The sequence below is a fragment of the Paenibacillus harenae DSM 16969 genome, assembly GCF_000422465.1.
Classification (GTDB): domain Bacteria; phylum Bacillota; class Bacilli; order Paenibacillales; family Paenibacillaceae; genus Pristimantibacillus; species Pristimantibacillus harenae.
Genome location: NZ_AULV01000015.1, coordinates 183,945 through 197,338 on the forward strand (window position 1 = coordinate 183,945; position 13,394 = coordinate 197,338).

Here is a 13,394-nt window from a genome sequence, read left to right on the forward strand (position 1 = left end):
CGCTCACCTCCATCTACCCCGAGAAGACCCCGGCCGTCACAATCCGGTCATACCTGCCGCGCCCCAGCGTCCCCTTGGACATCACCCAAGGCGCGTCGTAATAGAGCCGTTCCGCTTCCAGCTCTTCCAGCGCGGGGATCACGCCCGCAGCGTAATCGCCGATGCGCTGCCGGGCTGTATCCAGTCTGGCGAGAACGCCGCCGTAGCGGATATCGATCGCTTCCCATCCGAACGGCTTATTCTCCGTATGCCAATTGGAACGGTGAAGCTTGCGCAGATCGGATGCCCCTTCCAGAAGATTTTCCAGTTCGCCGTTTATTTGCAGCAGCGTATCCTTATCTCCTTGGTCATACGCCGCCTTGAGGCGAATGCCCAGCTCGCTCTTCCCGCTCAGCACGCAGGCCAGCTGCTCGTAAAATTCAAACAGGCGATTCCAATCCCCGTTCCGTTCGGCAGCCTGCTTCATCGTGTTCGCCAGCTGCGAATAGTGCCCGCTCATCGGCAAGCCCTTCACGTTATCGTCGTACAAACCGATCAATACGTCCTGCCACAGCAGGAACTTGGACGGATTCGATTCATACGGGTTACCCGGAGCTATGCCGAGCGTTTCGTCAAACCCGCTCAGCGCCAGGAAATCCTCGATCCGGCCGCCCGTGCAGAAGCCAAAGCGCTCCCCGAGCGCGGCCTGATCCACTTCATCCGCATATCCGTGCTCCGCAAATAGCTGCAGGCCCGCCAACCCGCTGAAAAAGCTCGTTTCCGCGCCGTTGTCCCCCCACATCGTGGCGAAAACCTCGCGCACGCCCTCGGTCTTGCAGGCTCCGAGCGCCGCATTCGTCGTCACCCATGTTTTGCCGTAATTGGGCACAATTCCGTTCCATGTCCATATGCCGCCGGCGAATACAGGCGTAGAGCCGAACGCTTTGTGCTTCCGGATGAACGCGCGGTAGAACGACGGATCCTCATGGTAATAATCCCAGTAGACGAACTGCAATTTTTGCGGCATGCCGCTTATAACCTGATCCGGAATTTCCGCTTCCAAATCGTAATAACCGCCTGTCTTCGAGCCCAGCCGGAAATACATGTCGCTCCAGATCATCGGCGCGAGACCCATCGATTCCGCGATGCCGACGACCCGCTGCAAATGCTCGTTCATGATATCGAAGCGCTGGCGGTACCCGTGCCGCTCCAAATATTTGCCCAGTCCGAGCCGGTGCGCTTCATCCATCCCGATATGGATTTTTCGGCTGCGGAACGGCGCCGATGCCGCTCGGATCATCCGTTCAATGAACGTATACGTTTCCTCGCTGCCGACAAGCAGAATGTCTTCCGTATCGCGAATTCCGCCCGCGTAGTTCCACTTGAGCGCCTCGGTCAGATGGGCAAGCGTCTGAATGCATGGAATGATTTCAATGCCGAACTGATCGGCATAGTCGTCGCAGAGCTTCAGTTCCTCCTGCGTGTAACGTCCCCTCATATAGCCGAAATAGGGGTACTCTTCTATGGCGAACGTATCCTCCGTATACAGCATAAGCGTGTTCAAGCCCATGACGGCCATCATCCGCAGCGTGCGGCGAATCGATTCCACCGTAGGGACGGCGCCACGCGAGGCATCGATCATAACGCCGTTCGAATCGAACTTCGGTTGCTCGATTTGACGGAAGGATTGGCCCGAACGCGAACGGTACGACTGCACCCATAGCCCGAACGCGCGGAAAAAATGAATTTTCCGGTCATACCGGATAACGCCGGCTCCGTCAGCCAAACTCGCTTCAAGCGGCCCCTCCGCATGAACGACCATGATCTCAATCCCGCCGTCCCCGGTTAATTCCACATCCAGCTGCTCGGCAACTGCCGCGGCTCCCTTAAGCAGCTCATCGTCCGCCCCGGTCAATCTCACCTTAATCGGATTCGTCATCATTCCAGCCTCACCTCTTTATTCGATCCGGCGCAGCAGCGATTCGCTGTCCCGTTCGATATCTAATTGCAGCTTCAGCGGATGCGTCACGTCGTAAGGCTTCGCCTCTTCCAGCCATTCCCGCCAGCGCTGCGCTTCCTTGCCATAGCTCCTGCCGCTTAATCTCTGCAGCTCTAGCAGAGCATTCTTCCCGAGCAGAGACCTGACGTCATCGAGATAGCCGATTAGAATAGCGTACCCTGACGGACTTCCGCATCTCGCAAGCGCCCTTCCCATCGCTAATTCCAGCATCGACCGCCGCTCCGGAAAATAATCGGCTTGCGGGCCGGTTAAGCATTGCTGCCCCTGGAACAAAGGTATGGCATGAAGCTGCTCGATTACCGGGATCATCCGCCTGTCGCCGAGCCTCTCGGCGCCTCGGCATACCGCATCGACGTAATAGAAGACGCCTTTCCACGTATCCTTGAAATCCTCTTCGCTCGGGCGGAGCAAATCGGCCACCCGCTGCCATACCGGAATCGAGCGAGGATCCGCCGTCTGCGCCAGCGAATACAGCAGATAAGCGGTGTCCGGCATCGCCCCGTGATCGGGCGGAAGCTGGACGTACATAATATCGGCGGTTCGGACCGGCAGATCCTCGCCGCCCAGATCGGCCATAATCGCCTCGATTAGAACGGGAACGCCGGCCTTGGAGCCGAGCATAGCAAGCGCTTGCGCCAACCGGACCTTCTTCACGCCGTCCGCCCGCTCCAAAGCTTGCTCGGCGAACGGAATCATTCTCGGGCCTGCCGAGCAAATTTCCACGAACGGCATCGCCGCGCGGTAAATTTCATTCATCCGCATATTGGAATAATCGTAAAGCGGCTGCTCCGCCTCGATGTTGTCGACTAATTGGCGAAGCTCCCCGTCGCTGTAGCGAATCGGCGAAAGCTCTCTCGTTAAGGCCGACTCGGGAATGAGCCGCTCCTCAGCAAGTCTCTTCTGCATGGCGCGAACATCGATGCGCCTAGGCACCGACTTCGTCCTGACTGCCATCGCCGCAGCCAATGCGGCAGCGGCCCCCAGGTTCTCCAGATCGGATTGCATCCGGATCGCAGGCAGGGCGTCATGCGTCGCCGATATCGCCTTGCCGACGACGAGAATACCGTCGAGCCCTCTCGGCAGCAGCATGCGGTAAGGGATTTCGATCTCCAGATTCGGCGGAATCAAGCCGACATTGACCCATTCGGCGCCGCTGACGCCCTTCACGTCATGATTGCTGAAATGAATGTTGATGACATCCGGCCAGCGGCGGTGAAGCAGCTGATCGGTAAGCCTCATCACGACATCGCCTATAATATGACGGCTTTCCCTGGTCGCGATATAGATGCCGTGGTCGTGGCAATCCTTCCCGCGGCGGCGGCCTGCGAGAATGGCCCGGGTATAGTCCAGCACATTCGATACGTCGACCATGCTCGTAAAATTATTTTGCAGCTTGCCCGGCGTCTGAAACTGGGCAAGCGAATACCACATGACCGTATGATCCTTCTCGGAGCCGTACACAAACTCCGCGCCGGCCATCGCCGCAATATCCCCGTCTCCGGTCGCATCGATAACAGCCTGCCCCGTGAAGGCGAAGGCCCCCCATCGCGTTGCCGCAACAGCGCCGCATACGCGGTTCCCGTTTTTGACCGCGCCGAAGGTGATCGCGTTAAATATCATTTCGACGCCGGCTCGATCCGCCTGCTTCAGCAGGGCGTACATCTTTGCTTCTATGTTCCATTTATGCCCTTTATAACGGATCTCGCGCTGTACGGAGAGCACATCCTCCGTGATTTTCGCCGCGTAGCCGCCTCTCTTGCCGAACCAATAGCTGTCGACTCCGCCGAAAGTGCCCGTACCGCCTAATCCGGGATTGAGGTCAAGCAGCAGGGTATTCATTCCTTCCTGTGCCGCCGTAATCGAAGCGCAAGCTCCGCTGGTGCCGCCGCCGGCTACCACCACATCCGCTTGCTTTACCACGGGGATCGGCTGGGCTTTCACCCGAATGGTTCGCCTGTTCCCGTCATTTCCGGCCAAAGCCGGAACGGCAAGCTCCAGCTCATCCAGGCCGGAAGCTCCGATGCTTGAAGCCGGAAGCACGTCATACTCTCCGCTGGAAGTTTCTATGGCGCGCGCAGGCATTTTCCCCAATTCCGCTGCCAGCTGCTCCCCTATAACAGCGGCTTGCAGCGGATCCAGCAGCGCCGTATCGCCATGCCGGAATATCATTTTGCTTAGCGCATAGACGCCGGACAAGGAGGCAGCCATACGGTCAAGTCCGTGCCCGCCTCTAAGGTCTGCCGCGTTCGCTGCCGCAACCGGAAACGGACCCAGCAGCTCATGCGACGAAGCGACGAACGTCGCTTGATGGAAGGCCGGGACATGCCGGATCAAATACGACGCCAGCCGCAGCCCCAGGTGCCGCGCCTCCACCTCGCGGTCTCTGTCCGCATGGATGTGGTTGCCGCTGGCAGCCGTGAAGCTAAACTCCGCCAACCGGTGACCATCCCCCAGGCAGCCTTGACGAAGCTTGATCTTGTGCCGGGAGATGCCGAAATCCTCCGGCACCTCCAGCAGCTCTTCCAAGGCCGGACCGACGCCGGTGAACTCCAATGACCTCGTATAGACGGCTTCGGCGCCCGCGTCGTAAGCCGACACATCCTCTCCGCATAAGCCGGCTGTCAGCGCCGTTTCGGTCGCATCGATAATCCAAGAACAACGAATAGCCTGCCGGCCCGATTTATTGGCAACGACCAGTCCCGCCGCATGCCCGGACTCGCGAAGGATTGCGATCGGAAGCGTCGCGTACAGCAAATCGATTTGATTGTCGGTAAGCAAATCCTCCAGACTGCGCTTCAGCCTGTCGGGATGCAGCGGAATATAGCGGTCGGTTGCCGCGCCATTTCCCACCGCCTGATCCTTAAGGACTTGGCGGACCGGAGCAGGCAGCCGATCCATGTCCAGTCCGGCAGGAAGCGCAAGCCATGGCCGGAGCGTAGCGGTCATTTCACGGCCAAGATAGGTCCTCTGCTCGAGGACGACGACTTTCATCCCCTGCTTCGCCAGCCGGACCGCGCAAGCAATTCCGGCGAAGGAGCCTCCAATCACAGCAGCGTCGGCCTCATAAAGAACAGGCAGACTGTCCGCCGGCAATATACCATTCATTTTATCCCCACCCTTAAGCATTGCATTCATTTGGCGAATCTCCCTCCATTACGCGGAAAACGCCCAAGCTTACGCTTGGACGATTTCAATTGTGATCTCTCCGGCGATGGCGCCGCAATCTATCTCGTAGAAACCGCCCGCCTTCTCTTCACATAGAGCTAACGCTCCGTTCACCCGCACGAAGGAAGGCTTGCGTTCGGAAACAAAGGCAAAAGCGCCGCCTTCGATCAGCTTCACAACCGTTGTTCCGTCCGTTGTCCGATGCTCCCGTACGGCATGGGACGTTATATATTTGTCCGTAAGGCCGATCGGCGTCACGCCGCCGGTTACCGGAATTAGCACATACAGCTTGCACTGCTCCTCCTGAAGCTCGAACTCCGCCTTCTCCTCCGCTTGAAGCGTCCGGACGGTCCGCCCGAAGAAATCGTACAGAAGCGCCGGTCCGGCTGCAAGCCCCGGCACATCCGCCGCCGAGACCGTTCCTTTCACGGCCGCGGTCCCCTCGCCGATATGGAAGGCCGCAACGATGCCCGCTCCCGCCGACGTATTCCATAGCTTGAGCGGTGCGGCGGCAGGAGGCGCGGTTAAGCAATCCGGCGTCGGATTCGCCGTCCGGTCGCAGCGGATGACCCTGCCGTCCTTATAGATGAGCGGCCACAGCTTCGCGGGGTCCGTCTTGCCGAGGGCGTCGCTGAAGTAGACCGGCCCTCCGCTGATCGCGCGCAGAACCGCATTTTGGACATCGTCGTGATTTTTTGTCCAGAACATATCCCAGTCGCCCCAATAGAAAGGCCCGTGAAAATACGAGTTGTACGCATTCTGCAGGGCATGCTCCTTGAAGCCGTTCCTCTCCTGAGGGACGAAGTCGTCGCTGTTGCGGGAGACGGCGGATACGGGCCTGTGCCAAATGTTCTCCGATGACATTCCCATGCAGTTAATAATGGTATTGTCGAAATGCAACGAAACCGATGCTTCCAGCGCCGTATGCGCTGCCGCTGCCGATGCGCCGACCGGACGGTGGTGGCGGAGGAAGTTGTTCACGGCGCTCTGGCTGTCCACCTTCACGAAATCGACGCCTTGACGCTTCAAATAGCCATGCCACGCATGCCAGAAGCCGAAGCCCTTCGCCGCATCCGGATAAGGAATCACATTGCCCCGGTTCGTCGTGAACAAATAATCGGCGTACTCCGCCGCAAGCTTGCTCTCCGGATGTATCCCGTTCCAATATCCGGCGATTGTATGCCAGACGCCAACCCGGTTGATTCCGTACCGCTCCTTCAAGGCGGTAACCGTATTCGCGAGACCTTGAGGGAACTTGACCGGATCCGCATCGAAGGCCTGCAGCTGGCGGTCGACGATTTCCGACCATCCGTCATCGATCATGACCCATTTCACCGGCAAACCGCTTTGATGCAATTCACTTGCCTTCGCGAGGAGCCCTTCCTCATCCACCTGATGATAGAATGCATCCCAGCTGCACCAGCCCAAATAATCCAATGTTTCCGGGTAAGCTTTCCTTCTGCGCGGGAGCACGGGATAGCCAAGCTGGCGGAGCGCCGTTTCCGTGTTATTTTCCGCCAGCTCATACGGATCGTCTCCGGAGCTGATGATAAAAGCTAACGTGTCGCACCGCGTCAGACCGCCTTGATGGGAAGAGATACGAACGGATAAAGCCTCTTCATCCGACTTGCCGCCCTCGAGATCCGTCCGGTATTGGGGACCGCACACCGGGAGCAAGTGGTAATAGGCCGCGTCCGTCCGCCATAACAGCGACAGCGTCCGGCTTGGCAGCGTCTTGAGATCCGTGTCGAAATGGGGACGCGTCCACCAATCCTTATGCTGGTAGTTCGCCAGCAGGCCTTCGATCCGCTCCGGCTTGCCCAGCTTTAGGGTAATCCCGTTGTCAGGGGCGAAAGCCCGGTGATTCCCAAAATCGTTCTCGCTGATGATTTCCCCTTCGACGAAGGCTAGAACGAACCGGCTGTAGAAGCGAAGCTTCAGCTTGACGACGACCTCCGGCTGCTCCGCCCGATCCTGATACAAGCGCGCGTATTCCCGGTAATCGCCCAAGCCGTCGGCATCCTGCCTCTGCTCCAGGGAAATAAAGTCAAGCCGCTTCTCTCCGCTGTCCAGCGCAGCCGTAAGGTTGAAGCCGCTTAGGACGGCGCGCTCGCCATCGAATATAGCCGGGGAAGATGAATCGTTATAAATAAACATAATGGCCTCGCCTCCCTTATTCTTGTTCTCGAGACAGCGCGTATTGCGCGACCGACAGACTCGCCGCATCGCCTACCTGCTCGCCCAGCCCCGCCGGCACAACGGCGCAAGCCTTGAGCGATAGAGCCAATGCTTCGGCATGCAGCCGCTCCAGCATATACGGCTCCAGCAGCGCTTGCTGGCGCGCATAGATGCTGCCGATGACAATCCGCTCCGGATTCAGCACATCGACCAATACCGACAGACCTCTGCCAAGCTGCCTGCCTACCGTCCTCATGACTTCCAAGGCAAGCTCATCGCCTGCGCCCGCGGCCTCGCCTACAAGCTTTGCGGTAATCCGCTCCAGCTGCTCCGGATTCTCGCCGAGCAGGGTTGTACGTCCTTCCTGAAGCCATTGCCGCGCCATCGAACGGGCCAGCTTCGCTATGCCTCCGCCGCTGCAATAACCTTCGAACGAGCCCGGCTTTCCATAGCCCTCCGGCCCGTCCGGATCCAGCCGGATATGCCCGACCTCGCCTGCCATGTCGTTCGTTCCCGAATACAAGCGGCCGTCCAGGATCAGTCCGGCTCCCATCCCCGTTCCGAAGGTCAGGAATATCATGTTCCGGGTTCCCTTTCCGGCTCCCCACTTCCATTCGGCGAGAGCGCAGGCGTTGGCATCGTTCTGCAGACCGACCGGCACGCCGAAGCGCTCCTTCAGGGGCGTCACCGCATCGATGCGGTCCCAGCCCGGAAGATTCGGAGGCGACAGGATAAGCCCCGCCGCGCTGTCCAGCGGGCCGCCGCAGCTGATCCCAATGGCCTGTAGAGCAGGAATATGATGCTCCAGCATTAATTGCTCCATGGCGGAGCATAAGGCTTCGATCGTCTCCTGCGGACTGTCCGGAGTCGGAAAGCTGCGCTTTGCCAATATTTCAATCTGATTTCCGGATTCCTTGCCGATGACGACCGCGCATTTGGTCCCCCCGATATCTACACCGCCAAGCAGCATCGTCATCCGAAGAATGCCTCCTCCAGCATGATGCAGAGCGTATGATAAACCGGCAGATGACGCTCCTGGATATCGGGAGTCGACTCGAAGGGCACGCGAATCGTCACATCGCATAACGAATAGAGCCGGCCGCCGCTCCGGCCCGTCAAGCCGATCGTCTTCATGCCGAGCGACTTCGCGACTTGAACGGCATGAACGACGTTAGCAGAATTGCCGGAAGTGCTGAATACGGCAAGCGCATCCTCTTTCCGTCCATAGCCGTACACCTGCTGGGCGAAGACCATATCGGCGGCCACGTCGTTTATGAATGCCGTCATGAGAGCGGAATGGCTGACCAGCGAGATGGCCGGCAGCGCGCCCTGCAGATGGTCCGCCAAATAAGCGCCCTCTTCCTCGCCGTGGATAAGCAGCTTCTCTCTGGCTGCCTGGGGCAGCGGACGCTTCGACATAAAACCTTTCATCAGCTCTCCGACCACATGCTCGCAATCGGCTGCGCTGCCGCCGTTGCCGGCCAGCAGCAGCTTTCCTTCTTGCTCATAAGCAGATTTCAACACTTCAAATGCTTTCATTATCTCCGGGCGGCAGCTTTCCAGCTCCGGATATTTCAGAATTAATCTCTCAAGCGCATGACTCATCTTAAGTCCGCCCTCCTTCTGCTTTTAGGTGTTCTATAGCCTTCCAGAGAAAATCCTCGCCGCCGAAGCTGCCGGATTTAAGCACAAATAACCGGCGCCTCGGCTCAAGCGATTCGCAGGATGGCAGGCCGGGCTCGATCTCCTTCCAAATCCGAAAGCCTGTGATGCCTAATTTGCCGCAGACGGCCGCCGAGGTTTCACCGCCTGCCACGACGATCTGCCGCTGGCCGGTTCTCCCGCAAATGTCCTTAACCACTTCCGAGAGCGCATCCGAAACGATCCGCGAGACTTCCGTGTTGTCCATCCCTTGCTGAAGCGCCCGCCGTTTCGTTTCCGCTACCTTCTCCTTCTGGTTGGAGGCGTAGACGAGGACGTCTTCCCCCGCTTCCAGCTGCTGCACGGCGTAAGAAGCAACCATGCGCATATGCCCGCCGCTAAGCTGAGGATCGATCAGCAGCAGGGAATCCAGCTCCGCCGAGCGGATGCCCTTCTCCCGGATATATTGCGTCTGGGCCGCGGTTTGCGGCATTAAGCTCCCGGCGACGCACAGCACATTGCAGCGCTTTGCTTGCTCTGCCGGCAGTTGCGTAACAGCGTTCTCCTCTTGTCCTGCGCTACGAGTTGAAGAGGAAGCGTATCTGTCCAGCAACGCTAATTCCTCCGCCAGCGCAGAGCTTCCGCACAGCACGGGCTCATCCTTTGCCGCTTCGGCAATGATGCGCAGCGACGCTTGATCGCGAACATCGACGATCAAGTAGCAGCAGTCCTTCTTCTTCCGCGCGATTTCCTCGCGAAGCCGCTCGCTTCCCGCGTCTACCGTACGAATGTCCACGCGGTCCACTTTGCGGCTGGTCTGCGCCTGCAGAATCTGCACCAGATCCGAACGGGTCATGGGATGCACCGGATCATGCCGGAACTCCGATTCCTCCAGCCTTGTGCCGCGAACATAATGAATGCCCCCCAGCGTCGTTCTTCCCGTCTTCGGGAAACCGAGCGCGACAAGGGCGAAAGAGGCGCCCAGCGCATCCAGCATCGCATCGAACTCCGCACCGATGTTCCCCCTGAACACGGAGCAGGTTTTGTTGTAAAAGGTGCCGCAGCCCGCCCCGAGCAAAGCTTTTGTCGCCCTAAACACCTTCTCGTAGGCGTCCTCCGGACGATTCAGCCTGGAGTTTGTGTCTATAATAAGCACATCGGGGCGCGCGCCCGCGCGCCCCGAATCCTCCCAGTCCTGCAGCGGGTAGACGTGCGTCTCCAATCGGGCTTTGGCAAACATGATGCCGATATCGCCCGCTCCGGTTATATCATCTGCAACAACGCCGATCATTCGCTCCACTTCCTTCTCGGGCGGTAGCCGGATTCATTCAGGAAGCTGGCGACCGTCGGCTGCGGGAGCGGACGCATCTCCGTCCCCGCACTCCCCGCCGCCGCCATCATTCTGCACACCATTTCCAGCGTATGCAGCGCCATTCTTGCCTCACGCAAGCTGGTGTCGTACACAAGCACGCCGTGGTTCTGAAGCAGCAGAATGTTCGCCGAGCTCACCTTTGCCTTCACCGCATCGCCGAGCTCGCGAGAGCCCGGGTGGCAATAAGGAACGCGCTCCACTTTCTCCAAATAATACATCGCTTCCACGAACCAATCCGCCGGAATCGGCTCGCCGCTGCAAGCCGCCATCGTGCTGTAGAAGGGCGACGCGTGCAGCACGGCATTGATCTCCGGACGAAGCTCGTAGACCGCCTGGTGCATCGGCACCTCCTTGGACGGCTTAGGCCCGCCCGGCTGAACGGCGCTTCCGCTTGCGACGGAGCAAAGGGCGAAGTCGTTCTCGGCGAGCTCGCCCATGTCCGTCCCGCTTGCCGTAATCAAATAGTTATCCTCATCCACCCGCGCGCTTATATTGCCTGCATTCCCCCATGCCAGACCGTTGCCTTGCATGTACCTGCCGGTGTCCCGCAGCTGCATCCACAACGCTTGTTCCGGATTCGGCTTCATCATTAAGACTCATCCCATTCGAGCATATTCGTTTCTTTAACCGGCAAATCCGCGTTTCTCGGAATCCGGAACGTTTTGATTTCCGAAGGCTTGAATGAAGCCCGAACCGACCGCGCCCATTTCGGAAGCTGAATTTCAGCTGTCGTCGCTTTCTTGGACGTCTCGTAGCAGCGGATGATCAGATCATCGTTATCCTCCGCCTTCTTGATCGCGCTGATGACGATATTGTCCTTGTCTACGTTCACATAAGAATCCGATTGCGGCAGCTTCCCTTCATGGTACGACTCGATGATCGCCGTCGGCTTGCAGTTGATTTCAGCGGCGCATCTGACAACCCCCGCGTCCTCCCATGTGCCTTCATGCGGCAGCAGCGTATATTGGAAGCGCTGGATGCCTTGATCGATGAACGAATAATGACCGTCCGGATCCGGCTCGTAAGGAACATGATGCGCGTAAATCGGGCTGCGCAGCACGGTAAGCGCCAGCTCCTTGTTATGAATGCTGTAGCTGTATTTCGCGTCGTTCATTAAGCTCAATCCGTGGATCGTGTTTTTGTCCGGAATCAGCCCTGTAAAATCGACCCAGCTCTGCCCCGGCTCTTCCTCGCCGTTATGTTCGCGCTCGATCGTGCCGTATGGGATCTCATAGGTTTGCTTGCTGAACACGACGTTCATCGGGAATACCAGCTTCAGCATCTTGAATTCTTCGCGCCAATCTACGGTCACCTGCACGTCGATCTGATCCTTATCCGGGTACATGGCAAAATCCTGAATCAGCTTCGAGCTGCCGTATTCGCTCACAACGCGGATGACGGATTTCACTGGCCCGTGCTCGACGCGGTGAACCTTCTTCGCGCGGAAGCTTCCGACCGCTTTATTGAAATGAAGCACATCATGGCTCCAGGTGTCCGAAGTATCCTCCAGCACGACAGGACGGGCGCCCTCGCCTTTGAAAACCTCATGCTCCGCTTTTTTGTCATACAGGCTCTTGATACAGCCGGTAGCCGGATCAAATTTCAGCCGGAAGCGGCTGTTCTCAAGCGTATGGTCGCCTGCCTTGACCGGCTCGCCCACCGCCTTCACCGAATCCGATTCCTTCAGCAGCTTATATACCCGGTAGCCCATCGAAGGCAGATCGGCCATGATGCTTAAGCGGAAACGGCCTCTTGCGGCCGCCTGCGACTTCACCGTCTGGAACGGTATGGCATTGCCCTGATCATCCAGCAGCACCGCGCTCGGCTTGATGCCGCCAACTTCAAGCTCCACGTTGACGCGGCTTTGCCACGCATGCGGGTTGAATACGACGATCGGCGTCGTCCGCTCATCCTGCTCGATGCCGATGTTCCACGAGATCGATTGGACGGCGTAGTTCAAGGAACGGTCGGCAATCGCCATCGCTTCCCCGTACAGATAAGCCGCATCCTGATATGCCGGCTCCAGGCTTGTGCCCGCCAAGATGTCGTGGAATTGGTTGAACAGCACGTTTTTCCAGGCGCGGTCGAATTCCTTCGGATAAGGCTGACCGGTCACCCACGAGGCGAGCGCCGAATATTTCTCCGCGGCTGCCAGTTTATTCTCCGCTTGGCGGTTCCACTGCTTCACCCCGGAATGCGCGGCGTAACAGCCGCTCGCGTGATGCTGAAGATCATCGTGCACAACCGGGAATTCCAGGCCCTTGTTCTCCATGTCGTGAAAATACCGGTCAGGCGTGGCGAATACGAGCTTCGGCAGATCCGGCTCGCCGTTCAGCCTGCGGATGCTGGAGATGTTCTCCTTCGTCGGTCCGCCGCCGTGATTGCCCACGCCGTAGAACAGCATCAGATCGTTGACCGGCTCCTTGAACTCGCCGAGGCATCTTCTCACGTGCTTCTCCAGATCCTTGCCCCATGACAAATACTCATACATGATCCGGAACGTAAGCACCTTCGAGCCGTCGTCGGATTGCCACCAGAACAGCCTTCCGGGCAGCGCCTTCTCGTTCGGCATCGGCCTCATCATGATGTAGTAGTCCATGCCGCTTTTCTTCAATATCTGCGGCAGCATCGAGTTATGGCCGAAGCTGTCCACGTTATAGCCGACCTTGGCCGTTACGCCCAGCTTTTCCTTGAAATAGCGCTGTCCGTACAAGCCTTGGCGGACGAACGATTCCCCGCTCGGAATGTTGCAGTCCGGTTGAATCCACCAGCCGCCGACAATGTGCCAGCGGCCTTCCTTTACGCGCTGCTTGATTTCCTCGAACATGCCGGGGTCGTTATTTTCCACCCACTCATACATAGCCGCCGAGCTCGACGTAAATATAAAATCCTCCGATTCGCCCATCCGGTCCAGCGCGGAGCGGAAAGTCGCTTTCGTCTCCTGAAAGCCTTCCTGCCACTGCCATAGCCAGACGGGATCCAAATGCGCGTTGCCGATCATATATAGCTGCTTATCCTTCATTGTTCATACCCTCCTCT

At 58.4% G+C, this 13,394-nt stretch carries 8 protein-coding genes; all 8 read right to left on the reverse strand.

The features are described 5' to 3' along the window. Nucleotides 1-13 precede the first annotated feature (13 nt). From H581_RS0103690 to H581_RS0103725, 8 genes are read right to left on the reverse strand one after another with little or no spacing between them, the layout of a single operon-like run. Nucleotides 14-1,921 carry a beta-N-acetylhexosaminidase gene (locus H581_RS0103690; protein ID WP_245599895.1) on the reverse strand — a complete coding sequence of 636 codons (1,908 nt, stop codon included), beginning with the start codon at nt 1,919-1,921 and terminating at the stop codon, nt 14-16. A 15-nt stretch (nt 1,922-1,936) separates the two neighbouring features. Then, nucleotides 1,937-5,134, reverse strand: coding sequence for an FAD-dependent oxidoreductase (locus H581_RS0103695; protein WP_028608847.1), 3,198 nt, complete (start codon nt 5,132-5,134; stop codon nt 1,937-1,939). A 39-nt stretch (nt 5,135-5,173) separates the two neighbouring features. Next, entirely contained in the window at nt 5,174-7,321 is a 2,148-nt protein-coding gene (locus tag H581_RS36225) for a Sip1-related alpha-galactosidase (RefSeq protein WP_051250418.1), read from the reverse strand. Between the two features lie 16 nt (nt 7,322-7,337). Beyond that, nucleotides 7,338-8,318: an ROK family protein gene (locus H581_RS0103705; protein ID WP_028608848.1), complete on the reverse strand. Its 981-nt coding sequence runs from the start codon at nt 8,316-8,318 to the stop codon at nt 7,338-7,340. After that, nucleotides 8,315-8,947 (reverse strand): D-sedoheptulose-7-phosphate isomerase, encoded by a 633-nt coding sequence (locus H581_RS0103710; protein ID WP_028608849.1) that lies wholly within the window; start codon nt 8,945-8,947, stop codon nt 8,315-8,317. The genes H581_RS0103705 and H581_RS0103710 overlap by 4 nt, the downstream gene beginning before the upstream one ends. 1 nt (nt 8,948) lies before the next feature. Continuing rightward, on the reverse strand, nt 8,949-10,274 hold the full coding sequence (locus tag H581_RS0103715; protein WP_028608850.1) for a four-carbon acid sugar kinase family protein: 1,326 nt from the start codon (nt 10,272-10,274) through the stop codon (nt 8,949-8,951). Beyond that, entirely contained in the window at nt 10,271-10,945 is a 675-nt protein-coding gene (locus H581_RS0103720; protein ID WP_245599896.1) for a class II aldolase/adducin family protein, read from the reverse strand. Before H581_RS0103720 ends, H581_RS0103715 begins: the two co-directional genes overlap by 4 nt. After that, nucleotides 10,945-13,377, reverse strand: coding sequence for an alpha-mannosidase (locus H581_RS0103725; protein ID WP_028608852.1), 2,433 nt, complete (start codon nt 13,375-13,377; stop codon nt 10,945-10,947). Before H581_RS0103725 ends, H581_RS0103720 begins: the two co-directional genes overlap by 1 nt. Nucleotides 13,378-13,394 lie beyond the last annotated feature (17 nt).

Coding starts and splice junctions, on each gene's coding strand:
- H581_RS0103695 (WP_028608847.1), bottom strand. CDS start 5,134: ATGAATGCAATGCTTAAGGGTGGGGATAAAATGAATGGTATATTGCCG.
- H581_RS0103715 (WP_028608850.1), bottom strand. CDS start 10,274: ATGATCGGCGTTGTTGCAGATGATATAACCGGAGCGGGCGATATCGGC.
- H581_RS0103705 (WP_028608848.1), bottom strand. CDS start 8,318: ATGACGATGCTGCTTGGCGGTGTAGATATCGGGGGGACCAAATGCGCG.
- H581_RS0103725 (WP_028608852.1), bottom strand. CDS start 13,377: ATGAAGGATAAGCAGCTATATATGATCGGCAACGCGCATTTGGATCCC.
- H581_RS0103690 (WP_245599895.1), bottom strand. CDS start 1,921: ATGATGACGAATCCGATTAAGGTGAGATTGACCGGGGCGGACGATGAG.
- H581_RS0103710 (WP_028608849.1), bottom strand. CDS start 8,947: ATGAGTCATGCGCTTGAGAGATTAATTCTGAAATATCCGGAGCTGGAA.
- H581_RS36225 (WP_051250418.1), bottom strand. CDS start 7,321: ATGTTTATTTATAACGATTCATCTTCCCCGGCTATATTCGATGGCGAG.
- H581_RS0103720 (WP_245599896.1), bottom strand. CDS start 10,945: ATGATGAAGCCGAATCCGGAACAAGCGTTGTGGATGCAGCTGCGGGAC.